23 protein-coding genes are annotated in these 25,516 nt (G+C 69.2%); 13 read left to right on the top strand and 10 right to left on the bottom strand.

Annotated features, from left to right (window positions below):
• Positions 1-29: 29 nt before the first annotated feature.
• Positions 30-1,115, bottom strand: coding sequence for a TauD/TfdA family dioxygenase (locus tag ACFU8Q_RS01710; protein WP_384446644.1), 1,086 nt, complete (start codon positions 1,113-1,115; stop codon positions 30-32).
• Positions 1,116-1,162: 47 nt separating this feature from the next.
• Positions 1,163-1,381 (bottom strand): hypothetical protein, encoded by a 219-nt coding sequence (locus tag ACFU8Q_RS01705; protein ID WP_384446642.1) that lies wholly within the window; start codon positions 1,379-1,381, stop codon positions 1,163-1,165.
• 97 nt (positions 1,382-1,478) lie between these two features.
• On the opposite strand from ACFU8Q_RS01705, the gene ACFU8Q_RS01700 reads away from it, so the two are divergent.
• The 6 genes from ACFU8Q_RS01700 (at position 1,479) to ACFU8Q_RS01675 (ending at position 7,888) form a co-directional block, all read left to right on the top strand.
• Positions 1,479-2,501, top strand: coding sequence for an AraC family transcriptional regulator (locus tag ACFU8Q_RS01700; RefSeq protein ID WP_384446640.1), 1,023 nt, complete (start codon positions 1,479-1,481; stop codon positions 2,499-2,501).
• 385 nt (positions 2,502-2,886) lie between these two features.
• A complete protein-coding gene (locus tag ACFU8Q_RS01695; protein WP_384446638.1) occupies positions 2,887-3,945 on the top strand; it encodes a 3-keto-5-aminohexanoate cleavage protein in 1,059 nt (352 codons plus the stop codon).
• Between the two features lie 77 nt (positions 3,946-4,022).
• Complete coding sequence (locus ACFU8Q_RS01690; RefSeq protein ID WP_384446636.1) at positions 4,023-4,994, top strand: quinone oxidoreductase family protein; 972 nt, start codon at positions 4,023-4,025, stop codon at positions 4,992-4,994.
• A gap of 39 nt (positions 4,995-5,033) precedes the next feature.
• On the top strand, positions 5,034-5,951 hold the full coding sequence (locus ACFU8Q_RS01685; protein WP_384446634.1) for a TauD/TfdA dioxygenase family protein: 918 nt from the start codon (positions 5,034-5,036) through the stop codon (positions 5,949-5,951).
• A 30-nt stretch (positions 5,952-5,981) separates the two neighbouring features.
• The gene (locus tag ACFU8Q_RS01680; protein WP_384446632.1) at positions 5,982-7,313 is read left to right on the top strand and encodes an MFS transporter; all 1,332 of its coding nucleotides are present in this window, start codon (positions 5,982-5,984) and stop codon (positions 7,311-7,313) included.
• Positions 7,310-7,888 carry an RBBP9/YdeN family alpha/beta hydrolase gene (locus ACFU8Q_RS01675; protein WP_384446630.1) on the top strand — a complete coding sequence of 193 codons (579 nt, stop codon included), beginning with the start codon at positions 7,310-7,312 and terminating at the stop codon, positions 7,886-7,888. Before ACFU8Q_RS01680 ends, ACFU8Q_RS01675 begins: the two co-directional genes overlap by 4 nt.
• On the opposite strand, the gene ACFU8Q_RS01670 is transcribed toward ACFU8Q_RS01675, so the two are convergent.
• The 3 genes from ACFU8Q_RS01670 to ACFU8Q_RS01660 are packed head-to-tail and all read right to left on the bottom strand — an operon-like array spanning position 7,806 to position 9,952.
• Positions 7,806-8,252 (bottom strand): transposase, encoded by a 447-nt coding sequence (locus ACFU8Q_RS01670; protein WP_384446628.1) that lies wholly within the window; start codon positions 8,250-8,252, stop codon positions 7,806-7,808. The genes ACFU8Q_RS01675 and ACFU8Q_RS01670 overlap by 83 nt on opposite strands.
• A 20-nt stretch (positions 8,253-8,272) precedes the next feature.
• Positions 8,273-9,277: a MerR family transcriptional regulator gene (locus ACFU8Q_RS01665; protein ID WP_384446626.1), complete on the bottom strand. Its 1,005-nt coding sequence runs from the start codon at positions 9,275-9,277 to the stop codon at positions 8,273-8,275.
• A 3-nt stretch (positions 9,278-9,280) separates the two neighbouring features.
• Entirely contained in the window at positions 9,281-9,952 is a 672-nt protein-coding gene (locus ACFU8Q_RS01660; RefSeq protein ID WP_384446678.1) for a HEAT repeat domain-containing protein, read from the bottom strand.
• A 530-nt stretch (positions 9,953-10,482) separates the two neighbouring features.
• On the opposite strand from ACFU8Q_RS01660, the gene ACFU8Q_RS01655 reads away from it, so the two are divergent.
• The 5 genes from ACFU8Q_RS01655 (at position 10,483) to ACFU8Q_RS01635 (ending at position 14,943) form a co-directional block, all read left to right on the top strand.
• Complete coding sequence (locus tag ACFU8Q_RS01655; protein WP_384446625.1) at positions 10,483-12,501, top strand: ATP-binding protein; 2,019 nt, start codon at positions 10,483-10,485, stop codon at positions 12,499-12,501.
• Positions 12,502-12,508: 7 nt separating this feature from the next.
• Complete coding sequence (locus tag ACFU8Q_RS01650; protein ID WP_384446623.1) at positions 12,509-12,943, top strand: roadblock/LC7 domain-containing protein; 435 nt, start codon at positions 12,509-12,511, stop codon at positions 12,941-12,943.
• Positions 12,944-12,945: 2 nt separating this feature from the next.
• The gene (locus ACFU8Q_RS01645) at positions 12,946-13,317 is read left to right on the top strand and encodes a DUF742 domain-containing protein (protein WP_384446621.1); all 372 of its coding nucleotides are present in this window, start codon (positions 12,946-12,948) and stop codon (positions 13,315-13,317) included.
• A 469-nt stretch (positions 13,318-13,786) separates the two neighbouring features.
• Entirely contained in the window at positions 13,787-14,359 is a 573-nt protein-coding gene (locus ACFU8Q_RS01640) for an ATP/GTP-binding protein (protein ID WP_384446619.1), read from the top strand.
• Positions 14,356-14,943 (top strand): GAF domain-containing protein, encoded by a 588-nt coding sequence (locus ACFU8Q_RS01635; RefSeq protein WP_384446618.1) that lies wholly within the window; start codon positions 14,356-14,358, stop codon positions 14,941-14,943. Before ACFU8Q_RS01640 ends, ACFU8Q_RS01635 begins: the two co-directional genes overlap by 4 nt.
• Positions 14,944-14,949: 6 nt before the next feature.
• Here ACFU8Q_RS01635 and ACFU8Q_RS01630 read toward each other — a convergent pair whose 3' ends face one another.
• From ACFU8Q_RS01630 to ACFU8Q_RS01610, 5 genes are all read right to left on the bottom strand, one after another.
• Positions 14,950-16,860: a DUF2264 domain-containing protein gene (locus ACFU8Q_RS01630; RefSeq protein ID WP_384446616.1), complete on the bottom strand. Its 1,911-nt coding sequence runs from the start codon at positions 16,858-16,860 to the stop codon at positions 14,950-14,952.
• A 39-nt stretch (positions 16,861-16,899) separates the two neighbouring features.
• Entirely contained in the window at positions 16,900-19,332 is a 2,433-nt protein-coding gene (locus ACFU8Q_RS01625) for a polysaccharide lyase 8 family protein (protein WP_384446615.1), read from the bottom strand.
• A 22-nt stretch (positions 19,333-19,354) separates the two neighbouring features.
• Positions 19,355-20,746, bottom strand: a complete 1,392-nt coding sequence (locus ACFU8Q_RS01620) for a M60 family metallopeptidase (protein WP_384446613.1) — start codon at positions 20,744-20,746, stop codon at positions 19,355-19,357.
• Between the two features lie 156 nt (positions 20,747-20,902).
• The gene (locus ACFU8Q_RS01615) at positions 20,903-21,997 is read right to left on the bottom strand and encodes a LacI family DNA-binding transcriptional regulator (protein ID WP_384446611.1); all 1,095 of its coding nucleotides are present in this window, start codon (positions 21,995-21,997) and stop codon (positions 20,903-20,905) included.
• Between the two features lie 226 nt (positions 21,998-22,223).
• Positions 22,224-23,210, bottom strand: coding sequence for a hydroxyacid dehydrogenase (locus ACFU8Q_RS01610; protein WP_384446609.1), 987 nt, complete (start codon positions 23,208-23,210; stop codon positions 22,224-22,226).
• 340 nt (positions 23,211-23,550) lie between these two features.
• On the opposite strand from ACFU8Q_RS01610, the gene ACFU8Q_RS01605 reads away from it, so the two are divergent.
• Together ACFU8Q_RS01605 and ACFU8Q_RS01600 are read left to right on the top strand one after the other, a co-directional pair.
• Entirely contained in the window at positions 23,551-24,564 is a 1,014-nt protein-coding gene (locus ACFU8Q_RS01605) for an ABC transporter permease (RefSeq protein WP_384446607.1), read from the top strand.
• An 82-nt stretch (positions 24,565-24,646) separates the two neighbouring features.
• Positions 24,647-25,507, top strand: a complete 861-nt coding sequence (locus ACFU8Q_RS01600; RefSeq protein WP_384446676.1) for a carbohydrate ABC transporter permease — start codon at positions 24,647-24,649, stop codon at positions 25,505-25,507.
• Positions 25,508-25,516: the final 9 nt, after the last annotated feature.

The raw sequence follows: 25,516 nt of genomic DNA, 5'->3' as shown, positions 1-25,516 counted from the left end.
GTTTCCTCCTCGATCCGGGTTGGCGGCGGTCACCGTTGGTGCCGGCAGCCGCCGAGGCCCACGGAGTTCTGTGCCGCGATCACGTCGCGGGGGGCAACCCCGCCGCGGCCGGGACCGCCGCCGGTGCTGTGCGGATGTCCCCAGAAGCCGGGCGGCAGGCCGCGTCCCTGCCGCATGGCCAGCCACAGCCGCAGGACGTGGCGCTTCAGTTCGGGCTCGGTGAAGTCCTCATATTCCGTGCGGGAATGAAGAACCGCATGGTTGTTGAGGAACAGCAGGTCGCCGACCTCGAAGTCGACTTCGAGCCGGAGCTCCGGTGACTCTGCCAGTGCGTCGACGAGGTCGAACAGTTCCACGTCCGTCGGCTCCAAGGGGGGAATATCAGGAAAGCGCTGTGCGGATTCGAGGTAGCAGCGGTTGTAGCGCATGCTGAGCTTGCCCTCGCTCCAGGACGCGAGCGGGACCGCGGTGTACGGGCGCTCGCCAGGGGCTTGCTCCTCCCGTAGGTCGAGGAAATGTGTGCGGTACAGTCGTTCAAGCAGATCCGGTCGCCGCACCAGGATGGCGTTGTAGACCGCCGCCGAGCTGACGACAGCGGTCCGTGCGCCGGAGCGGGCCGCTCGCAGGCACAGCAGCCCGAGGGCATCGGAGCCGTCGGTGTGGAACGGCAGCCTCGCTCTGGTCTGGTATCCGCGCGTTTCCGGGTCGGCAAGGCTGCGGCCGGTGTCCCGTGAGTGGCCCAGCATGTGGCCCGATGCGTTCTGCGAAACCGGAACACCCAGATGCCGGCCCATTCCCCAGAAAATGGTACTCACCTCCGCCTGGCTGTATCGCTCGACCGGAATACGTTTGACGAGCACGAATCCGCGTCCGTTCTCGAGTACGCCGGCGATGCGCTCCAGCTCGCCGGCCAGGGTCGGCAGCGGAAAGTCGCCGGCGGTCATCTTCAGCAGCGGAAGGCCCCGCGTACGCACCGCGCGCAGGGCCGCATCGAGTTCGTCGATCTGAGCCGGCGAGAGCTCCAGGACCCATTCCTCGGAGTCCGCCAGGTCCGAACCCGCCCACACGGCCGGCCCGGTGCAGGGCCGACGTAGAACGTTGACCACGCTCGTCATGGTGACCTCCCTCGGGTCGCACATTTCTCTTCGAACTCGTGCGCAGCTCATTGCCGGCTGGAACAGGAAATGTGCGTACCGTTTTTCTTCGTTCCTTGTGGAATATTTCTGACGGTTTCGGTGTGTTTCATTTCCTCGAATGCGTTGATCTGCAGGAAATTCCGTGCCGCCTTTTCAGGTCCGGCCGGCAGCCGGACTTGTTTGCGATGGTGTTCTCCGCTCGATTTCCGATCGCCGGGACGCCGTATCCAGGCGGAGAGACCCACCGCGGTGGTGCAACGCTAGGTCACGACGTGGCCAATGGCTTGACGTGACGTGACATCTCACTTATCACTTGGGGACATAGCCCCCTGGAGCGCGCCCATGAAGCCTCTTGTCCGCAATGCAGCGCTGAACAACTATGTCGAGGTCAGCCAGTCGCTCGGCATCGATGCGCGGGCCCTGATGAAGCGCGTGGGCCTGGACCCTGTCGGCCTCGCGGTCCAGGACAGATGGATCCCCGGCACGGCGGTCACCCAGCTGCTCGAACTCTCCGCGGCGGTCGCACGGCGCGGAGACTTCGGCCTGCTCCTCGCCGAGCGACGCAGCTTCTCCAATCTCGGCCCCATCAGTCTGGTCCTGCGCGACGAGCCCGATGTCCGCAGCGCCCTCGAACTTCTCGTCCGCCATGAGCACATGTACAACGAGATGCTCCGCAGCCGGCTCTCCGGGGCGAACGGCCTGGCCACCCTCAAGGTGAGCCTCGAACTGGGTGAGGCATTGGCCGCCCGCCAGGCCACGGAGCTGGCCGTGGGTGCCTTCCACGGGGTCCTGCGCAGCTTTCTCGGTGCCCGGTGGCAGCCGTTGTCCGTGTGCTTCACGCACGACGCGCCGGCGGATCCCGGTACCCACCGACGCCTCTTCGGCCCCGTGGTTGAATTCGACCGGGAGTTCAACGGGATCGTCTTCTACGCCAGCGATCTCAAGGCTCCCAACCCCATGTCGGACCCGCTGCTGCGGACCTACGCCCGGCAGTATTTCGAGTCCATCGCGGTCTCGAAGGACACCACCGTGCTGGATCGCGTGCGTGAGCTGATCGAAGTCCTGCTGCCCACCGGGCGCTGTTCGATCGAGCAGGTCGCAGACAGCCTCGGCATCGACCGGAGGACGATCCACCGGCACCTCGCGGCCTCGGGCGAGACATTCTCCGCCGTTCTCAATGCCACACGTATCCAGCTCGCGGAGCAGCTCGTGGCGAACCCGCGCCGCTCGTTCACGGAGATCTCCGGTCTGCTGGGATTCTCGGCACCGAGTGCTTTCTCGCGCTGGTTCCGCGAGCAGTTCGGCTGCAGCCCGAGGGAGTGGCGGGTCCGCGGTACCAGGCAGCAGCCTTCCGGCGAGAAGTGATCACCAAAGTTCCTGCAGGGGCGTGGAACGGCCGTTCACGCCATGTCCCGGCATGACCCTGCCTGGATCCGGGGACGACGGCCGCGGGGGCAAGGCATGTCCCCAAGCGGCAAGTCTTCTGTCCCCTTCGGTCAAGCGCGCGCCGTAACCCGCCCTTAACGTTGCCTCACCGCAAGGGACAGGACCGACACCACGAGGACGGGCAGAAACCCTGCTCGCAGCCACATGTCCCCTCCCGGGCCCGCTGATCTTACTCCGATACCCCGGCGAGCCCGGGAACCCCGTCTGCATTCCCGCGTCCGCTCCTCGCAAGCCCTTTGGGCCTCGCATCGAAAGCAGTGATGCGTGCGGCGAGTGAAGACCCATCCGACAAAGGAGATGGACCATGCACTTCTTCGACGACTCCCTGTATCCGGAGAACCAGGAGAGGCTGGTCATCCAGGCCGCGCCCTACGGGCCGGAGTGGCTGCCCGGTGACGCCGACGACCTGCCGCTCACCATGGACGAGCACGTGCAGGCGGCCGTCGACTGCTACAACGCCGGTGCCACGGTGCTCCACATACACGTGCGCGAGCTGGACGGCCACGGATCCAAGCGCATCTCCATGTTCAACGAGCTGATGGCCCGCCTGCGCGAGGCCGTGCCGGACATGGTCCTGCAGATCGGCGGGTCGATCTCCTTCGCCCCCGAGGACGAGGGTGGCGACGCCAAGTGGCTCAGCTACGACACTCGCCACATGCTGGCCGAGATCACTCCCAGGCCCGACCAGGTGACGATCGCGATCAACACCAACCAGATGAACATCGTCGAGCTCTTCGACGACGAGGACATCGAGGGCACCTCGATCGCCAAGTCCGGCTATTACAAGGCCTATCGGGACATGGTGGTAGAGGCAGGGCCGGACTTCTACCTCGAGCACCTCGAGCGGCTCCGTGCCAACGGCATCCAGCCGCACTTCCAGCTCGCCAACATGACGCAGCTGGAGACCGTGGAGCGGCTGATCCGCAAGGGCATCTACAGCGGGCCGCTGGTGCTCAACTACGTTGCCATCGGTGGCGGGTTCGCCGGCCGGCACCCGGCCGACCTGATCGAGTTCATCCGCCGCGTCCCGGACGGCGCCGTGCTCACCATCGAGGCATCCATGCGTGCGGTGGCGCCGATGAATGCGATCGGCATCGCGCTCGGCACGCACGTGCGGGTGGGCAACGAGGACAACCTGTGGCGGCACAAGGGCGAGCGGATGTCCTCCGTGGAACAGGTCGAGCAGATGGTCAAGATCGCCCGTGCGCTCGGGCGTGAGATCGCCACCGGGCAGGAGGCGAAGAAGATCTACAAGATCGGCGAAGTGTACTCGGACGCCGACGAGACCCTGGCCCAGCTCGGCATGGTGCCCAACCGCCGCCCCGGCCACCGCGGTTCCATGCTGCGCGACCTCAAGAGCTGACCCGACCCCACTGGCGGCGGCATGGATTCCCGCCGCCGCCCCCACACGGCCCCACACACGAGTAGACGGAGCACGCCTTGGTACACGCCATTCGATTCCACGAAACCGGTGGCCCTGACGTCATGCGGTGGGAAGAGGTCACCGTCGGCGACCCGGGTCCGGGCGAGGTACGGATCCGGCACGTCGCCGTCGGACTCAACTTCGCCGACACCTATTTCCGAACCGGCCTGTATCCGGCTCCACTGCCTGCGGGGCTCGGCGTGGAGGCCTCGGGCGTGATCGAGGCCGTGGGCGAGGGCGTGACGCATGTCGCCGAGGGCGACCGTGTGACCTACACCGGCAGTCCGCTGGGTGCCTACAGCACGGAGCGGGTCATGCCCGCGGATTCACTGATCAAGCTGCCGGACGAGATCGGCTGCGAGACCGCCGCGGCGATGACCATGCGCGGACTCACCTCGGCGTACCTGCTGCGCCGGATCCATCCGCTGACGTCCGGCGATACCGTGCTGCTCCACGCGGCGGCCGGCGGCGTCGGTCTGATCGTCTCCCAGTGGGCGAAGCTGCTCGGCATCACGGTGATCGGCACGGTCTCCAGCGAGGAGAAGGCGGAGGTCGCCCGCGCCCACGGCTGCGAGCACATCATCTACTACCGGCGCGAGAACGTGGCCGAGCGGGTGCGTGAACTGACCGACGGCAAGGGCGTCCCGGTCGTCTTCGACAGTATCGGCAAGGACACCGTCGCCGGATCCATGGCCTCGCTGCAACGCCGCGGCCTGTTGGTGTGTTTCGGCACAGCCTCCGGAGTCCCGCCGCTCGACGCCATGCAACTGGCCATCCACGGCTCGCTGTTCGTGACCCGTCCCGCGCTGGCCGACTACATCGCCGAGCCGGCGGAGCGGGACGCCCTGGCCGGGGAGCTGTTCGGGCACGTCGCGGCCGGTCGCATCAAGATCGAGACCAACCAGCGCTACGCCCTTCAGGACGCGGTACAGGCTCATCGTGACCTGGAAGCGGGACGGACCACGGGATCTTCCGTCTTCGTCCTCTGAGCTCGCCGTGCCCGCACGTGACCCCCCAGGAGTGAGCACATGCCCCAGCCCGTCCGCCCGAAGGAAGACACGCCCGCCCTGGTGCGTCCGGGCGTTCTCCGTCCCTCGATCGAGGTTGAGCCGCTGACCTGCACCATCGGCGCCGAACTGTCCGGTGTGCACCTCGGCGACGCCGCGCGCGACGGCGACTTGTTCTCCGAGATCAAGGCGCTGCTGCTGCAGTACAAGGTCCTGTTCCTGCGTGACCAGGACATCACGCGCGCCGAACACATCGCCTTCGCCGGGCGCTTCGGCCCGCTGGAGGACCATCCGGTGGTCGGCAGCGACCCCGACCACCCGGGGCTGGTCCGCATCTACAAGGATCTGGACAGCAAACCCGAGCACTACGAGAACGCGCTGCACTGCGACGCAACCTGGCGCGCGTGCCCGCCCATGGGCGCAGTGCTGCGCTGCGTGGAAACACCGGACGTGGGTGGTGACACGATCTGGGTCAACATGGCTGAGGCCTACCGCAGGCTGCCGGAGCACATCAAGACGCAGATCGCGGGCCTGCGCGCGCGGCACAGCATCGAGGCGACCTTCGGCGCTGTGATGCCGACGGAGCAACGCCACCAGCTGAAGGCCCGCTTCCCGGACCCGGAGCACCCGGTGGTGCGTGCCCACCCGGAGACCGGTGAGCAGATCCTCTTCGTCAACGCCTTCACCACGCACTTCGTCAACTACCACACGCCGGAGAACGTGCGTTTCGGCCAGGACTACGCGCCCGGAGCGGGCAATCTCCTGAACTACCTGATCAGCCAGGCGGCCGTCCCCGAGTACCAGGTGCGCTGGCGCTGGCAGAAGAACAGCGTCGCCATCTGGGACAACCGTTCCACCCAGCATTACGCCGTCCAGGACTACTGGCCCGCCGTCCGCAAGATGGAACGCGCGGGGATGGTCGGCGACCAACCTTTCTGAGCCCCGACCAGAGACGAAAAGGTGATGCCCATGGGACTGCACACTGCCGGCCCAATGGTGCCGGGGACGTCTCCCGCCGCACCGGCTGTATCCCGTAGCTATGCCTGGCTGGTGTTCGCCCTCGGTTTTGGGCTTCTCCTGTCCGACTACATGTCGCGACAGGTCCTCAACGCGGTTTTTCCTCTGCTGAAAGCGGAATGGCTGCTCTCCGATGCCCAGTTGGGCTCTCTCAGCGGCATCGTGGCCCTGATGGTCGGTGTGCTCACCTTCCCCCTGTCGCTTCTGGCGGACCGCTGGGGCCGGGTCAGGACCTTGGTCATCGCCGCGATGGCCTGGAGCCTGGCGACGCTGGGCTGCGCCATTTCGGCGAGCTACGGCCAGATGTTCCTGGGCCGGTTCATGGTGGGCGTCGGTGAGGCGGCCTACGGGAGCGTCGGCATCGCGGTGGTTCTCAGCGTGTTCCCCATCGGTTTGCGGGCCACGCTCTCCGGAGCCTTCATGGCGGGGGGATCGTTCGGATCCGTGCTGGGTGTGTCGGTCGGCGGTGTGATCGCCCAGCAGCATGGCTGGCGCTGGGCGTTCGGCGCCATGGGAATCCTCGGGCTGGTCCTGGCCGCGGTCTACGGCCTCGTGGTCACCGAGAAGAGGCTGGGCCCGGCGTCCATCCGTAAGAGCGCCATGTCCGGCGAACGCGCCTCCATCCGGACCCAGCTGCCGCGACTGTTCTCCTCGGTCTCCGTGGTCTGCGCCTATATCGGCAGCGGGCTGCAGATGTTCATCGCGATGGCCCTGCTCGCGTGGATACCCAGTTTCCTCAACCGGTACTACGCCATGCCTCCCGCGAAGGCCGGCCTGGCCGCCGGGGTCTTCGCGCTGATCAGCGGCATTGGCATGATCCTCTGCGGGATCGTCGCGGACCGCCTCAGTCGGAAGGCCGCGGCCCGGAAGTGGATCGTCGCGATCGTCTGCGCTCTCGGGTCGTTCGTGCTGCTGATGGCGGGATTCCACCTGCCGGCCGGCCCGCTGCAGCTCGTGCTGATCGCGGCCGGGACCCTGGTGGCCGGCGGTACAGCCGGTCCGGCGGCCGCCATGGTGGCCAATCTGACCCCAGCCGCCATCGCGGCGACGGCTTTCGCCACCCTTACTCTGGCCAACAGCCTGCTCGGGCTGGCTCCCGGACCCGCGGTGACGGGCATGCTCGCGGACCACCTGGGCCTGCTCGGCGCACTGCGGCTGATTCCGCTCGTCGCGCTCGCGGGCGGCGTGGCCTTCACCATCGGGAAGTTCTCCTACGAAAAAGATCTGCGCCGCCTGGGGCTGCACCCCGACGTGGCGCTCAAGATTCCGGAGTTGCGGTCATGAGTCTCAGCGCACTGCCGACGGTCGTCATCGTCCCCGGGCTGCGCGATCACGTGCCGGGCCACTGGCAGACGGTCCTCGCCGACAAGATCGCCGACGCCCGAACCGTTCCCCCGCTGGAGAAGGACAGGCTGAGCCGCGACGCCCAGGTTGCCGCACTGGACGAGACGCTGTCGGACATTTCCGGCCCCGTGCTACTGGTCGCCCACAGTGCAGGGGTGATGACCACCGTGCACTGGGCGCAGCGACACCGGCGTCCGGTCAAGGGGGCGCTGCTGGCGACGCCGCCCGACTTCGTCACCCCGCTGCCGGACGGCTATCCCACCCCGGAAGTCCTGCGCGAAAAGGGCTGGACGCCGACGCCGCGGACACCCCTGCCCTTCCCCAGCATCGTCGCGGCGAGCACGAACGACCCCCTGGCCAATGTCGATCACGTCGCCGATCTCGCCCGGGCGTGGGGGAGCCGCCTCGTGGACCTCGGCCCGGTCGGACACCTCAACCCTGCCTCCGGCTACGGCGGATGGTCCCGGGCGGAGGAGTTCGTCCGCGAGCTCGGCCGAGCCTCGTCCGACATGTGAAACGATCAGTTGGCTGGTCGGGGCGTTCAGGGATGGTGTGTGGGATTCCGTGTCGTCGCAGGCAGCGGCGGTTCCTCCGGGATGTGTAGGCCTTGTCCGCCAGGACACGGTCGGGCCGGGTACGAGGTCGGCCGACTCCGGTGCGAGGCACGGAAACCTTTTTCAGTACCCGCTCGAGCCGGGGGCCGTCACCGTAGTGTCCGGGCGTCAGGACGAAGGCGAGAGGCCGGCATCGCCCTTCGGCGGCGAGATGGATCTTGGTGGTGAAGCCGTCGTGGGAGCGTCCCAGACACTGGCGGTGTTCTCCGGGGTCCTCGGGATGCCGTGGGCCTGTCGGCGGTGACCAGCAACAACTGGGCCCCACACAGCCCCGGGAGAGATTCGCTATCGTGCGTTGCGTAGCTTGAGAATGTATCTCGCAGTAAGCGCAACGGCACGGTCTTCGTCATGTGACAGATCTGCGAGGGCGCGTGACGTCGGGATCCCCGGAATGTCGGCGAGCGCCTGTGTCAGCCGTCGACGTGCAGACGATCCAACGGTGCCGTGGGCGAGGCAGTCGACGAGCCCAGTGGCGATCTGATCCTCCAACGCGGGATCACTCGCCAGCGTGCTGAGTGCATCGGCTGCGTCGGCGTCGTTCCTCCCCTCGACGATCATGTCGATGAGCGTCGGGACCGCGTCGGCTACTCCACGTGCCCCGAGGGCCAGAGCCGCGTACCTGCGGACCACGATGTCGGGGTTGATGAGGGCGTCCCGCAGCAGTGCGGTCGCCTCACCGTTCGGAATCTCGGCGATGGACTGGACGGCCCGTTTCCGTACCTCGGCCGCGGGTGAGCAGAGGCCCTCCGCCAACAGTGCCGGCGCGTCCTCGCCCGATCGCGCCAGAGCCCAACGCAGGGCTCCGGCGACGTTCGGGTCCGACTCGCTCAGCACGGCCTCGACCAGTGCTTCCACCGGCACGGGAACTTCCTCGACCGCGGACAGGGCCGCGCGCTGCCGCGCCCCCGCGCTCTTCGACCCCAACGCCTGGAGGAGCGCGACGATCTGGAGGACGTCCTCCCAGCCGGCGGGTTCCGCGGCACCGATCCGACTGAGTCGCGTGAGCAGCTCCGTCTCCGCTGCGATGCGATCTCGCGTCCGGCGGATGAGGTCGTCGACGAGCTCCGCGGGCGCGAAGCCGGGGTCATCGAGCGCGCGCCTGACGTCGTGCAGCGAAAGTCCCAGTGACCGCAGGCTCTCGATATGAAAGATTCGCCGGATGTTCTCGCTGGAGTACGCGCGATAGCCGGAGTCGGTCCGACCCGTCGGCCGCACCAGGCCGAGCGATTCGTAGTGCCTGAGCATGCGGGCGCTGACCCCGGACCGTCGCGCGACATCACCGATCAACACTGCCTACCGCCCCTCCTGGCCGTCCCCGCCGAGGGCGATGATGCGCTTCGCCTCCTCGATCGCGAAATCGAATCCGGCATCCGGGTCGCGCCAAAGCCGTTCCGTGGCGATGGCGTGCGCGCGCACGCGAGGGTCGAGATCCGTCGCCGCGGCGCCCAGTGGCGGCAACATCACCTCCCCGAGCGCGATCAGCGCCCGGCTGAGGCTCAGCTGCGTCTCGCGTTCGCCGCGCCCGAGCTGTGTCGCCAACACCAGGGCCAACTCGTGCTCCTCACCTTCGGGCACGAGCACGACCGCTGCCCGCCAGGCGCTCCGGGCCACCTCGTCGACGGCGTCGGACAGCAGCGCCGGTGTGATCGCCGGCCACGCTTGCCGATCCCCGATCTTGGACAGCGTGTGCAACGCCTGGCTCCGTGCCTGCGCACGCTCCGAGCGGACTTCGTCGAGAAGCACCGGGACCGTCGTCGATGCCGTGTGGCGGGTGAGTGCCCACGTCAGCATTTCGCGTACGTAGAACTCGGGTTCGATCGCGCATCGCTCGATGAGCTTGCCGACGAACCCCGGGTCCGGGGTCGTGCCGACCGCCAGCGCTGCCTGCAGCCGGGCCGACGAGCTGTTGTTCTCCAGCCCCTGGAGAGCTCGCATCGTGTTTCTGTCCTCTTTCGGCATGGTCATCAGGACCACCTCCTTGGCCACAGTGAAGACCTTGTCACTGTGTCAAGGTCAAGCGGAGCCAGGTCGAGAGATGGCCAGGCATCCTCGGCCCACCGAGTCCGGTGCTTGTCAGGTCGGACGAGACGTGCGTGACGTCATGAGGCATGGGTGTGACCGACGGCATACAGGTGCAGGACCTCGCGTGCGGAGACGGCCACCTGCGTCAGGTGCCGGAACCCGGACTCGATCAGGTCCCGGTCGATGACGTTCTTCGGTGATCCCCGTGGGCCGTTCGGGTGTCCGTCGACCAGGTGTCAATGCGGTGTAACCGGTCTTTTGTGCGAGAACTCATACCGGAGCGGGACGGATGGCGGGCAAGTTCGACAACTGCCCGTCGCAGCTGCGTGATGGACGACTACCGTGTGTGCGCGGCGATCTACGGTGGGCTCATGTCTTGCGAGCCCGCCGGACCGATGAACCGAGCCTGACCAGAACCGTAGGTGCCACCGGAGGAACGCCGATTCCTGGTGCGCCACGTACCGAGGACACTGATGTCTCAACTTCGCGCACCCGAAGCGCGACCGGAACGCCGAGAGGGCGGACGGCACGGCCGACCGGGTGCCCGTTCCCACTCGGCCACGGCCAGGCCGCGCGCCGCCCGACCATCCCCCGAGGCGCGTATCCGCCCCCAACTCTTGCGCACCGCGGTGCTGCCGGCGGCCGCCGCGGTGTTGAGCGGAGCCGCAGCGGTCGTCTTCACCGTCCGCTCCACCGGAGCCCGGCCGTCCACCGAACTGTGGATCGGGCTGGGCGGGGCCGGTGCGCTGGCCCTCGCCGCCGTGTTGGCCGCGTACCTCGCGGCCAACCGCGTCGCCACCACCGTCTTCGGCCGCTGTCTGGCGCTCCGCCGCGCCAGCGCCCTCGGCCAGGCCGAACTGCGACGGGTGGTGGAACAGCTCCGCAACGGCGAGCCCGTGCCCGCACGGCGGCCCGCGCAGCCCGCCGTTCCCGGCAGCGACGTCTTCGAGCTGCTCGCGCAGGAACTCGGCCGCCAGCAGGAAGTCGCGGTGGCCGCGGTCGTGCAGGCGTCCCGGCTCTCCGACCACACCGGCGAGGACCAGAAGGTCGAGGTCTTCGTCAACCTCGCCCGCCGGCTCCAGTCGCTCGTCCACCGCGAGATCCAGCTGCTCGACGAGTTGGAGCAGGAGGTCGAGGACCCCGATCTGCTCAAGGGCCTCTTCCATGTCGACCATCTCGCCACCCGCATCCGCAGGTACGCGGAAAATCTCGCCGTCCTCGGTGGCGCCGTCTCCCGGCGGCAGTGGAGCAACCCGGTCACCATGACCGAGGTCCTGCGCTCGGCGATCGCCGAGGTCGAGCAGTACCCGCGGGTCAAACTGGTACCGCCGATCGACGGCACGCTGCGCGGACACGCCGTCGCCGATGTGATCCATCTGCTGGCCGAACTGGTCGAGAACGCCACGGTGTTCTCGGCCCCGCACACCCAAGTGCTGCTACGTGCCCAGCAGGTCACCGCCGGGCTGGCCCTGGAGGTCGAGGACCGGGGCCTCGGTATGGCGGGCAACGAGCAGAAGCGGATGAACGCCCTGCTCGCCGAACCCGACCAGGTCAACGTGGCCCATCTGCTCCAGGACGGCCGGATCGGCCTGTTCGTCGTCGCGTCACTGGCCCGACGGCACGGTATCGCGGTCCGGTTGCAGAGCAACATTTACGGCGGTACGCAGGCCGTACTCGTCCTCCCTCGGTCCCTCCTGGGCCTGGACGGTGACGTTCCGGCCGGGGGTGACGCGGCTCCGGTCCCGCCCCCCGGTCCCGTGCACCGGCCACCGGTCGAGGACGGCACCGGCAGCCACCGCAGGCCGAACCCGGACCGGGGCCTCGGTCCCGGGCCCGACCGGGGCCCCGCCCCGAGTCCGCAGCCGAGCAGTAACCGCCGGCCCTACGTCCCCAGCCAGCCGCTGCGCCTGCATCAGCCGGCCCAGCAGACCGGACGCCAGGGCGAAGCCCCACCGCTCCCACTGCGCGCGGAGCGCCTCGACCGCCCGGCCCGGGCCGAGTCCGGTATCGGAGACCGGGGCACCGACGACGCGCCCGAGGCGCTTCACCCCGAGGCGCTTCAACCCCAGCCCGGCGTGGTACGCGGCACCATGGGCCGCCCCCAACTCCCGAGGCGGGCCAACCAGGAGCACCTCGTCCCACAGCTCAGGGAGGCACCGGCCCCACGCAGTGAGGATGAACAGGCCCTGCACGACCCGGGACTCATGGCGGCCTTCCGGCGCGGCATCGAACTCGCGGAGGCCCGTGCCGAATCCGAGACGGACACCGTCCAGGCGGCGGGCACGAGCCCCGGAACGGCGCCTGCCCGGCAGCCCCGGGCCCCGCTCGAACCGCTGCCGGTACGTGGACTCACGGCAACCGTCGCCCCGCACCCCCAGACCCCGGCCCCGGACACGCACGCGGGCGGGACCACCAACCCCCAGACCCCGGCCCCGGACATGCACGCGGGCGGGACCACCAACCCCCTCGAAACGAACACCTCCAAGGAGTAGATGCACCATGGCGACCGATATGTCGTCCGGTCAGGTCTCGGACCTCGACTGGCTGCTGAGCGGGCTGGTCCAGCGCGTCCCGTACACACGCAGCGCAGTCCTTCTCTCCGCCGACGGGCTGGTGAAAGCCCTCCACGGCATGGACGCCGACAGCGCCGACCACATGGCGGCGCTGGCTGCCGGCCTGTACTCGCTCGGCCGCAGCGCCGGCGCGCGCTTCGGTGACAGTGGCGAGGTACGCCAGGTGGTCGTAGAGCTCGACTCGACGCTCCTGTTCGTCTCCACCGCGGGCTCGGGCACCTGCCTCGCCGTCCTCGCCGGCCGTGAGGCGGACGCGGCGGTACTGGGCTACGAGATGGCGATGCTGGTCAAGAGCGTCCGGCCCTACCTGATGACTCCGGCAAGACAGGCGGCCGGGGCCCCGAGCACCACGGGGCTGTGAGGGTGTCGGTTCCGCAGGACGCGCCGTTGCTCGACGACGCGGCCGGCCGGCTCATCCGCCCTTACACCGTGAGCAACGGCCGGACCCGTCCGACGGCCGTGCTCGATCTGCTCTCCCTGGTGATGGCCACGGGGACCGAGCCACAGGTCCATCTCGGTCCCGAACACTCCGTCGCGCTGGGGCTGTGCGGCGGCCCCACCTCGGTGGCCGAGATCGCCGCCCATTTGGGGCTGCCCGCAGTCGTCACCAAGGTGCTCGTCTCCGACCTGGTGGACTGCGGAGCAGTCACCGCGCACCCGCCCGCCTTCCATGACATGCCCACCGACCGATCTCTGCTGGAGGCAGTGCTCGATGGCTTACGACGACAGCTCTGACGGCTTCGGCAGCCCAGCCGCGTACGAGAACAGCGCATGCCCCGAAGACTTCGGAAGTCTCAGAAGCCATGGAGACCGTGGAGATCATGGAGACCGTGGAGATCACGGAGACCATGGAAGCCACGGAGACCACGGAAGCCATGGAGACCGAGGAAGCCATGGAGACCGAGGAAGCCACGGAGGCCATGGAGACCATGGAAGCCACGGGAGCCACGGGAGCCACGGAAACCGTGGCTATCCGGAAGGGCATGGCGGCTCCGGCGATGCCTACAGCTGCCGCGGCGTCTACGGCTCCGACAGTTCCTACGGCTCCGATAACTCCTATGGCTCCGACAGTTACTGTGGCCCGGATGGTTCTTATGACGCCGGGGGTTCCTACGGCTCCGACAGTTCCTACGGCTCCGGCGGTTCCTATGACGTAGGCCGCGGCTATGACTCCGCCGGGCCCGACACATCCGAAGGCTTTCCCGTGGCGCTCAAGGTGCTGGTGGCAGGCGGGTTCGGCGTCGGCAAGACGACCTTCGTCGGCGCGGTCAGCGAGATCGCGCCGCTCAGCACGGAAGAGTTGCTGACCCAGGTCAGCGCCGCGACCGACAGCCTCGACGGCATCGAGTCCAAGACCTCCACCACCGTGGCGATGGACTTCGGCCGCATCACCCTCGACGAGCAGCATGTGCTCTATTTGTTCGGCACCCCAGGCCAGGAACGCTTCTGGTTCATGTGGGACGAGCTCTCCCAGGGCGCGCTGGGAGCGGTCGTGATCGCGGACACCCGCAGGCTCGCGGAGTGCTTCGCCGCCGTCGACTTCTTCGAGCGGCGCGGTATCGGCTTCATCATCGCGGTGAACGAGTTCGACGGCGCCTACCGCTACGCCCCCGAGGAAGTACGGGCCGCGCTCGATCTGGGACCGGACGTGCCGGTCGTGCTCTGCGACGCCCGGATCGCCAGCTCCGGCACCGGGGCCCTGGTCACACTGGTGCAGCACCTGATCAACGTCACCTCCGCCCCGGCCCCGCTGACCGCCTTCGGAGCCCACACGTGACCCGGCATGCCGCCGGCCGGCTGCTGCTCACGCCCGTCGACCGCGACGCCCTCGTCCGTACTCAACGTCTTCGTACCCTGGGCCTGGCGGAACGCGCCGACACCTCGTTCGACAACTTCGACGCCTTCGCCGACCGGGTCGCCGAAGTGACCGATGTGCCCTTCTCGATGGTCAACTTCATCGACGGGAACCGGCAGTTCTTCGCCGGACTGCACACCCCGGCCGGCACGCACAGGGGTTCACACCTGGGCGCCACGGCCGCGGGCAGTGGCCGCGCCGGCCGGTACGTGGCCCTCGACCACGGCTACTGTCCGCATGTCGTCGTACGACGCAAGGCGCTCGTCCTGGAGGACGTCTGCGACTACCCGCGGTTCGCCGGGAATCCGGTGGTCGACGACATAGGCATCCGCTCCTATCTCGGCGCGCCCCTCATCGACCGCACGGGCATCGCCCTGGGCGCCGTCTGCGCGGTCGACACCGTGCCTCGCCCGTGGGGCAGGGCGGGGCTCGACACGATCAAGTCCCTGGCGCGGGAACTGGTCGGGCACATCGACCGTCGAGAGGGGAACAGCATCGTCAGGTGACCGCGGTCAGACCTCGACCGTCGTACCGTCCAGGAACGTCAGTACCACCGACTCCGATCCCGCCCGCACCCGCACCGAGTCGCGCAACGCCGCCGGATGCACGGTGTCCCGGGAGAGGGCGACCAGCGAGACATGGATGCTCCGTCCGCCCGGGTGCGGTCGGCTGCGCAGATACGGGATCGCGGAGCGCGGCCCGTACGCGTTGGACTGGACGTCACGCGCCACAGCGGCCCCTTCGGCACCACCGTCCCAACCGTACAGCGCGACCAGGGCGCTGCTCAGACCGTCGGCGGTACGGGCCAGCGCCCAGTCGGGACCCGACAGGGCGAACGGACTCTCCGTGTGGGCGACCGCGTGACCGCCCTCCCGCACCACCACACCCTCGGGCGCCTCGACCCGGTGGACCCGGATCTCCCACGGGCCGTGCAGCACACTCGTCGTCTCGATCCGGTACGGGTGATCGTCGCCGGGCAGCCGGGCCGCGTACCAGGAGGCGGCCACGCGGTCCTCGCAGCGCAGCGGATGGATGCGGCGGCGCGGCGACGGCGTGCCGTCCGGGGCCACGAGTGCCAGATGGCCGTCGATGGAGCGTGCCACGGCGTGCGGAGCGGCTTCGGGGGCCGTCGCCGTCGAGTAGGCGAACTTCGCGTAGTGCGGGTCCTCCACGCCCTCGGACGGGTCGGTCGTCTCGTCGTAGGGCGGATTGTGGTCGCTGCCGTGATTGATCAGCCGCACGATGCCGTCGTCACGGGTGCCGTGCAGCAGCCAGCCGGGGGCCGGCAGCGCGGTGAACCGGTCGGACTCCTCGATGGGCAGCGGGAGTTCACGCGCTGTCCACACCGGATGGTCCGCAGGGAGCAGCAGCCCGAGGAAACCCTTGCTCGCCCAGTACGGCGAAGCGGGACCGGAGTACGGCTGGGTGCTCGGCAGGAACGTGTCGTACCAGCCCAGTGTCAGCAGCCCCCGTTCGTCCGGCACACCGCGCTCCGCGTAGTGCCGCATCGTGCCCGAGGCGAGCCGGCGCGTCAGCCCCGGCGCGAGCGGGGTGCAGTCGGTCAGTGCCCCCATCCACACCGGTGCGAGTGCGGCGAACCGGTACGTCAGTGAGCGGCCCTGGTGGACCGGCGCCCCGTCGGAGCCGAAGAAGTGCGGATAGTCCTCCAGGAACCGGCTGAGCCGCTGCCGGTAGACCTCGGTGCGGCCGCCGTCGTCGGGGCCCGCGATCCGGGACCACAGCAGCGGGTACAGATGCATGGCCCAGCCGATGTAGTAGTCGAAGTTCCGGCCGTCCCCGTCGGTGTACCAGCCGTCACCGACGTACCAGTCCTCGATCCTGTCCAGATTGGTCTCGATGTCCGCGCGGCTGTACGGGGCGCCGACCGAGGCGAGGAACTGCTCGGACACCACCTGGAACAGCCGCCAGTTGTTGTCCCAGGTACGCCCGCCGACGAACCCGGAGAACCAGTCGACGACCCGCTCCTGCACTCGGGCGTCCAACCTGTCCCAGATCCACGGCCGGGTCTCGTGCAGCGCGACCGCGACCGATGCCGCCTCCACCATCTGCTGCGAACAGTCCGTCAGCCGCGGCCACGCCTCACCGCTCCCGGGATCCGTGCCCGCGGCCAGGCCCGCCGTGTACCGCTCGATCAGTGCGGGGGCGACCGCCCCGCCCGCGCCCGCTATCCGGCAGGCGGCGAGCAGGAACGACCGCGCGAACCCTTCGAGACCGTCCGAGACGACCCCCGACCAGCTGGTGCGGCCCGGCAGCCGGTACTGCGCGAAGCCGGGTGTCGCGTACGGCACCAGCGCGTCCAGCATCCGGTCGGCCGTCGCCTCCCAGTGGGCCCGGGTCCAGCCAGTACGGGACGACAAAACCCGGTCGGGCGGCGGCAGTTGCAGATGCGGTGCGACGGACATGGTGGTGCTGCTCCTCGAAGGGGGTGTGCAGGGGTGGGGTTACTGGGTGAGTTCGGCGCGGTGGGTGTGGCCGCGCGAGCCACCGACGGCGACGGTGAGGACGGGCCTCGGGCCCGGGGCCAGGCTCACCGAGTCATCGGCGTCCACCACCGACCGTACGCGGAACGGCAGCTCGACCGAGAGCGTGGTGAGCGTCCGTCCCGGGTCGGCGACCGCGACGCTGACGCGCGCGCCGTGACGCCGCACGAGCACCGACGCGGGGCCCGATGCGGTGATCCCGGCCGCTGTCCCTGCGCCCCAGAAGTTCACCGCGGTCAGTCCGGCCCGGCGTACCTCCACGGCCTGCGCGGTCGCGTCGTTGGCGATGATCCGGACCGGCCGGGACCGCGACCAGGCGGCGGTCGCCGCCGCCGACGCGCCGGGCAGCAGCACGTAGGCGTAGTGGGCGTCGGTGGGGGAGGAGCCGTGGTCCACCCAGAGCGTCAGATAGCGGCGGGTGACGGGATCGGCGGTGCCGCCCGTGTCCGACCCGGAGTTGATGTCCTGCCAGGTACCGGTGCGCTGTTCACGCAGGGCGTTCAGGGTGGTCCCCTCGGGGAACACATAGCCGCCCACGCCGTCCGCGTGCGCCCACCGGGCTCCGTCGAACTCGTGGGTCCAGCCCTGGTCGCCGGGCTGCCGGACGCCGTCGACCAGCAGCCGGTGGCTGCCGTCGGTGCCCAGGTTGCGGTTCTCCACGATCGTCTCGACCCGGCGGCCGTCGCTCGCCGTGATGCCGGCACCGAGCGCGATCACCGCGTTGTCCAGCAGGAACCACGACTTCCTGGTCCGCAGAGTCGTGCCCTGCGCGCCGATCACTTCCATCGCGGCCGCGACGTACCTGCCGTCCAGCACGGCGCCGCCCGCGACGGCATTGGACGGACGGTAGGTGGACGTGCCCGCGCTCGTGCCGAGATCGGTGCGCTGCCGGGTGTCGACCGTGGTGCCGGGGAGCCGGTACGGATCGACGGTCGGCCAGAAGCCGTCGTTGTACTGCCGCAGATCGTCGCCGTCGTACAGATACGTCATGCCGTCGCCGGTGTACCAGCCGTGCAGGTTCTCGCCGTTGCCCGCCTCGTACGCCGAGATCCGCTTCGACGACAGCGACAGCGCGCAGGCCCAGCCTGGGCGGCGGTGCACCACGCGGTCCATGTCGGCGAAGACGGAACTGCCGGTCGTACGCGCCTCGGCCGGGACGGTCGCGTCGTTCAGGACGGCCTTGGCCAGGGCGAGTTGGGGCAGGCTCGCGAGGGTCTCCAAGGGAGTGGTGCGGTTGCGGGTCAGCCAGCCCTTGACCAGTGCCCGCCAGCGTCCCGCGTACTCGGTGGGTGCACCGGACGCGAGGAGCAGGATCGCCGCGACGGCCGCCGCGCCGTCGCGGTGGTCACCGGCGGCTTGCCGGGAGATCGCCCGGCCGCGCACCGAGTCCATCATCAGTCCGTCGAAGATCACCGGGGTGAAGGTCCGCTCGACGGCCTCGTACACCACCGACACCTTCGGATCGGCCACCGCCCACTCGGAGCCCGCCAGCAGTGCCAGCAGATAGGCGGTGCCGCTGAGCAGCACGACGCCGTACGTACCGGTGTAGGCGACCACGTCGTGCTGGATGAACGACCCGTCCTGGTAGAAGCCGTCACCCGACGTCGCGTACCGGAAGAGGCTGTTGCGGCCGGAGTCGCGTACGTCGGAGAGTGCGTCACGGGCCGAGACCAGCTTGGCGGCGTCCCGCCCCAGCAGCCCGCTCAGCGCCACGATGACGGCCTTGTCGGTTCGGTTCGCGCCGGTCTCGGACAGCGTGGGGGAGTTGGTACGGCGGTCCGCGTTCGGGCAGAACCGGTCGACGACCGCGAGATAGTCCGTCAGATCGGCTGCGGGAAGCCGGTCGCGCAGGATGACGGCGCAGTCCATCAGCGCACGCGGGGCGCCGATCTCCCAGAACCACCAGTTGCCCGTCTCGCGCTTGGCCGGGTTGTACGCGGTGTCGTGGCTGAAGCGCAGCGCGGCGACGAGGGCATCCGCCACCTGTGCGCTCCCTGCGAGGGAGGTGCCCTCGGTGGCCCAGGCGGTCGCGAGGGTGCGCAGGCGCGTGTAGCTCTGGCCGAAGTTGCCCGGGTCGGTGAGGGGTGAGAGGTCGGACCAGAGCGCGGTGCGTCCGGCGCCGCGGTCGAGGGTGTCCCAGAGGCCGTTGGCCGTGGCGTCCAGTGCCGTGACCGCGGCCGTGAAGTCGGCGTCGGCGGGGTCGAACCCGCCGCCGGTGAGCAGCGTTTCGGCCCGCTGGAGCAGCGTGTCGAAGTCGGCGGTGGCTGCGGCTTCGGCCGGTGCGGCCGAGACCGGACGGGCCTGCGCGGCGCCGGCCGATGTCAGGAGTGTCGTCGCGGCCGTGACGGCGGTGGCGCTGCTCGCCGCGAGGAGGGTTCTTCTGCTGAGGTTCACGGTGAACTCCCTCTTGTTGCGGTCAGTCGGCCAGCGTCGACGGGTCGACGGGCGGCTTCGGCAGGTTCAGCGCGGCCAGTTCGGCCTTGCCGGTGGCATCGATCGGGAATGCCCAGGTGTTCACGAAGAAGTCCGTGAGGTCGTAGCCCGCGATACGGCTGGAGTACGTGGCGAGGGCGCGGTAGCGCTTGTCGTTCTCCGTGTACTGGGACTGCGGGTTCTCCTCGCGGACCAGCTTGTGCAGCCGGGGCCAGAAGTCCTCGCCGAAGGCCAGCTCCAACTGGCGCAGCGGGACGAGCTTCTCGTACGCGCCGAAGGAGTTCTCGTACGTCAGCCCGGCCGTGCCGAACTTGCGCTGCGCGGACTGGAAGTAGGTGAGGCCCGTCTTCGGATCGACCGTGAGGAGGTTGGACGGTTGCTCCAGGGTGCGCTGCGCGGCCAGCGAGTAGATGTTGACCGTGACCTCGGTCAGACCGCCCGGCTTGTAGGCGAACTGCTGGTGCAGATGGCCGAGTTCGTGGTAGAGCCCCCAGCCGCGGGTCCGCAGCCCCTCCACCGTCGTGGCCCGGTCGAGATAGGCCCGCGGGAAACCGTTGTAGCCGTGTGTGGCGTAGGCGCCGACACCGGCCGGGACCTTGCTGACCTCGGTGAAGTGGTACGGCCCCGCTTTGCGCCGGTGCACCGGCTTCGAACCGTCGAGACCGCTGATCCGGGCGTGCGAGTCGATGATCGTCTCGACCAGTCCGAGCAGCGCCGCGTGGTCCTCACCGCGGTAGAGCAGCGCGCCCTCGCGGGTGAGCGTCATGATGGTGTGCGGCGCGTGGAGTTCGACGTACGGCGATGCGGTGAGCGTGTCCAGCTGCCGCTGGTAGTCGGTCTCCGAGGTGCGGCCCAGCGCGAAGACCGGCATGGGGACGGCGCCGGAGCGGACCAGCACACCCGCGCGCTCGCCGCGGCCCGTCAGGGTGAGGTAGACCGGGCCGCCGTGCGGGTCCGTGACCTTGTTCGCACCCGCGGTCAGCGGATAGCTACGGGGCTCGGTGACTTCGCCGTAGTAGTCCCAGGCACCGATCCAGAGGGTGGGCAACAGATCGTCGTACGGCTGGACGGTGAGGGAGAGGGGAGTGCCGGCCGGCACGTACAGGCCGGTGGGCTGGAACTCCGAGCCGCGCAGGGCCTGTCCGAGCCGCAGCCGCTCGGCCTCGGCGGCGGGCCGGGCCGTCAGGGTCAGCTCGACCGGGCGGGCACCCGGTGAGGCGGCGGCACCGGCCGTCGCGGCCCGGGCCGTGCCGGCGCCGAGGGCGAGCGCTGCCCCGGCACCGGCTGCGGCCGCGAGAACGGAACGCCTGCTGACGGGGGAGGAGGTGGCGGAACGGGCGGTGGAGGAGCCGGCGGAGTCGATGGGCATACGCATGCGGAACTCTCCCTGCAGAAACGAGTGAGGGGCGGAAGCGTGCGGAACGGTGCTGCTCGGCGTCAGCATGTAAGCGGTTGCTATCGACCCGCAAGAGGAGTCGGGAAGTTACTGTGATTTTCTATGGCCAACTGCGGACAGGCGGGAAGTAACCGGTCACATGCGGTTGGGTCGTCCGGGGTGTGGAGCAACGGAATCGCGTACCACGATGTGGGTGCCGAGGCGCAACGCACCCGTCGTCGGCTCGCGCCAGTCGTCCTCGTCCCCACCGGTCACGGCGAGCCGTACGGCCTGGCGGCCCATCTCTTCCAGCGGAATGTGGACGGTGGTCAACCGCGGCCGCAGCTCCTGGGCCACCGGGATGTCGTCGTACCCCACCAGGGACACGTCCTTCGGCACCCGGACCCCGGCCTCCTCCAGAGCTTGCGCCGCGCCCGCCGCCACCATGTCGTTGGCGGCGAAGACCGCGGTGAAGTCCGGTCCGTCCCGCAGCAGTTCGGCCATCCGCCGGTACCCGAAGTTACGGCTGAACGCGCCGGGCTGGACCAGCTCGGGGTCCGGCGTGACGCCGCGCAGCTCCAGGGCCCGCTGGTGCCCGGCCAGCCGGTCGCGGGTGGTGGACAGCCTGGGCGGGCCGCCGAGATACAGGATCCGTTCGTGCCCCTGCATCAGCAGGTGGTCGGTGATGGCGAAGGCGCCGCCCTCGTTGTCGTACTCGACCGCGACGGTCGGGGCCTGCTCGCCCAGCGGCGACCTGCCGCACAGCACGAGCTTCGAGCCGCCCGCGTCCAGCTCGCGCGCCCGGCGGGCCAGCTCGGTGGTGTAGCCGCGGTCCGCGAGGGAACCGCCGACCACGACCACCGCGTCCGCCCTGCGCTCGTGCATCAGATCGATGAACGCCAGCTCGCGCTGCGGATCGCCCTGGGTGCAGCAGACCAGGCAGAGCCGGCCGCCGAGCGCCGCCTCCCGCTCCACGCCGCGCGCGATGTACGCGTAGAACGGGTCGATGACCTCGTTGACGATGATGCCGACGGTGCGGTTGGACACCCCGGCCAGCGCACGGGCGTGGGCGTTGACGACATAGCCGAGCTCGCGCATCGCGGACTCGACCCGCTCCCGGGTCGCTTCGGCGACCGGGTAGTTGCGGTTCAGTACGCGGGAGACCGTGGCCGTCGAGACGCCCGCGCGCCGCGCGACATCGGTGACCGTCGCGCGGCGTTGTCCGTCCGTGGCTGTGCTCTGCCGGCGCATCCGGCTCACCCCCTGCTGGTGGCTGTTGTGTGACGCCGAGCCTAGTGCCCCTCCCGGCAGGCTCTGCCTCGTCGCGCCGCCCATCACGCACGCTCACGGCGTTGGTCAAAAGCCCTGGTAACTCCGGTACAAGAGCTTCCGGCCGCCTTGCGATCGCACGCACTGGACGACGCTCTTTCCGGACAGACATTGCCGGTCACGGCACCGGCCCGCGCGGCGACGGAGCTCATGCGATCCTCCCCAGGTCGGCCCGGTGCACCGGGTGGTCGAACGGTGCTCCCCGCGCGTACCGCGCCAGTTCGTCGACGGCGAGCGCGCCGAGCCGCCCCACCTCGTTGCCCTGGGCGCCCGCGAGATGCGGGGTGAGGAAGACGTTCGGCAGGTCCCACAGCGGGTGGCCGTCCGGCAGCGGCTCCGGCGAGGTCACGTCGAGGACGGCGTCCAGCCGCCCGCTGACCAGGTGGCCGGTCAGCGCCTCGGTGTCCACCAGGGGGCCGCGGGCCGTGTTGACGAGGAGGGTGCCGGGGCGCATCAGGCCGATCCGCCGGGCGTCGATGATCCCGCGGGTCTCCGGTGTGTCGGGGGCGTGGACGGTCACCACGTCGCTGGTCGCCACCAGGGTGTCCAGGTCGGTCGGGGTGACACCGAGCAGCTCCGCCTCGGCTGCACTGACATACGGGTCGTACAGCAGTACCTCGGCGTCGAGGACCCGGAGCAGTTCGATGACCCGGCGGCCGATCCGGGATGCCCCGACGACGCCGATGGTCAGGCCGTGCGTGCCGAGCCAGTGCTGACGGTCGAGGTCGGCGCCGGTGCGGTGGGTGCGCCGGGTGCGGAAGAGTCCGGCCAGCGGAAAGACCCGCTTGGCGCCCATGATGACCGCCGCCAGGGTGAACTCGGCGACCGGTACGGCGTTGGCGGCGGCGGCCGAGGAGACGACGATTCCGCGGTCGAACGCGGCCGGCGACAGAAACGTCTTCACCGTGCCCGCCGCGTGGATCACGGCGCGCAGCCCGGGTGCCCGGTCCAGCAGAGTGGCGTCGACGGGCGGGCAGCCCCAGCCGGTGAGCAGGACCTCGGCGGACCCCAGCGCCGCGACGGCGTCCGGGGAGTCGAACTCGCTGATCACGGACGGGGTGAGGAGGTCGGCGGTCTCTTCGAGGCGGGCCCGTACCCGTGGCGGAAAGACGTCGTCGAGCAGTCCGGGGCTCATGGCCAGGACCGTGCGCGGCCGTCGCGGGGGCGGGCCCGCAGCATCGCTACCGGAATGAGCCGGTGCCTCTTCGGTGGTTCGCACCCTGCCTCCGGATAGTAATCGCGTTCTATGGAATGACCGGCACGCTAAGGAGCGCGGTGCCCGACCGTCAAGCTCACGGTCACACCAACTGTCCATCAGTGAGCAGTTTCTGGTGATTCGTTGGACCGGATTCGATGGTGAGAGGTGTCGTGTGTCGATGAGTTTCGACGGGATCTCTTGACGCTTGGGTTAACCGCTTACTAACTTGCGGCCCCAGAAGGCTCACCATGCGCCACCCAGCCGAACAGGACGCACCATGGCTGAAACAGCACCCCCGTTGCCGCGGGAGAAGCGGCGGCAGAAGGCTGAAACACCCTCCCCGCCCGCTGCCCAGGCCGTCGTCGCACAGCACCGGCTGACGCTCCGGCAGCGGATCAAGCGGGACCGGGTGATGCTGCTGCTCACCCTGCCCGGCCTGCTGTACTTCGTCGTCTTCCACTACGTACCGCTGCTCGGGTACGTGGTGGCGTTCCAGGACTACCAGCCGTACCTCGGCTACATGCACAGCGTCTGGGTGGGGTTCGCCAATTTCTCCGCGGCGTTCGGTGAGCCGACCTTCTGGTCCGCGACGTTCAACACCCTGGAGATCGCCCTCGTCCAGCTGGTGTTCTTCTTCCCGGTCCCGGTCGCCCTGGCCCTGCTGCTCAACAGCATCGCCAGCGACCGCATCCGGCGCTTCGTGCAGAGCGTCGTCTATCTGCCGCACTTCATCGGCTGGGTCATCATCGTCTCGATCTTCCAGCAGATCCTGGGCGGTGCGGGTCTTCTGCCCGACGTACTCGGCGGCCTGGGGCTGCCGCGTTACGACATGATGAGCGACCCCAACGCCTTCCCCTGGCTACTGACCCTCCAAGTGGCCTGGAAGGACGCCGGCTGGGGCACGATCATCATTCTTGCCGCGCTGCTGAACATCGACAAGCAGCAGTACGAGGCCGCTGCGATCGACGGCGCGGGCCCCCGACGCCGCCTCTGGCACGTGACCCTGCCCGGTATCGCCCCGGTACTCATCCTGCTGCTGATCCTCAACCTCGGGCAGATCCTCTCCGTCGGCTTCGAGCAGATCCTGCTCCAGCGCGACGCGGTCGGCCCGGACGCCGGTGAGGTCCTCGACACCTACGTCTACTACCACGGCATCAAGGACAACGACTGGGGCGTCGCCGCCGCCGTCGGACTCGTCAAGGCGGTCATCGGCACCGCACTCGTCCTGGGCGCGAACAAGTTCGCCCACCGACTCGGCCACGAAGGGGTGTACCGCGGTGCTGACCGCTGAGAAGACGCGCGCCACGAGCGATTCCACCGCACCGGCGTCCCGCCCCGCCCCCGCACGGAAGTCCGACGGCCGGCCGCCGTGGATGGAGCGGCCGACCCGGATCGGGCAGATCGCCAAAGCGGTCGCCGTCGTCGTGGTCGTCCTCGCCGTCGCCTACCCGCTGGTCGGCGTCATCGGCACGAGCTTCGCCTCGCAGACCGACATCATCAAGAGCTCCGGCCTCGTCCTGTGGCCGGACCACCCCACCCTGGACGCCTACCGCACCATCTTCACCGGCGGAGTCGTCACCCGAGCGCTCGTCGTCTCCGTCGGCATCACCGTCCTCGGCACCCTCGCCAGCCTGCTCGTCACCGTCGGCATGGCGTACGGACTCTCCCGCCGTGATGTCACGGGCTCCCGGTTCATCCTCATGACGGCCCTGTTCACGATGCTGTTCAACGCCGGCATCATCCCGAACTTCCTGCTGGTCAAGGGGCTCGGCCTGTACGACACCTACGCGGCCCTCGTCATGCCCACCCTGGTCAGCGCCTTCAACCTGGTCGTCCTGCGGTCCTTCTTCATGAACCTGCCCGAGGAGCTGTACGACGCCGCGAAGGTCGACGGCGCCGGAGACTTCCGCATCCTGGTGCGGATCGTCCTGCCGCTGTCCAAGGCCGTCCTCGCCGTCATCAGCCTCTTCTACGCGGTGACGTACTGGAACGCCTTCTTCAACGCGCTCCTGTACCTCAACGACTCCGACAAATGGCCGCTGCCGATGGTGCTGCGTACCTACGTCCTCCAGGGCCAGAGCCTGAACGCCGCCTCGGCCGGCGAGGTCCTCGCCCCGCAGCAGGCCGTACAGATGGCCGTTCTGGTGATCGCCGTCGTACCGATCCTCTGCGTCTACCCGTTCCTCCAGCGCTACTTCACCAAGGGCGTGCTCACAGGCGCCGTCAAGGGCTGAGCGCAGCCA

Source organism: Streptomyces sp. NPDC057543 (genome assembly GCF_042801895.1).
Taxonomy (GTDB): domain Bacteria; phylum Actinomycetota; class Actinomycetes; order Streptomycetales; family Streptomycetaceae; genus Streptomyces.
This window is presented reverse-complemented; position numbering and strand designations above follow the sequence as displayed.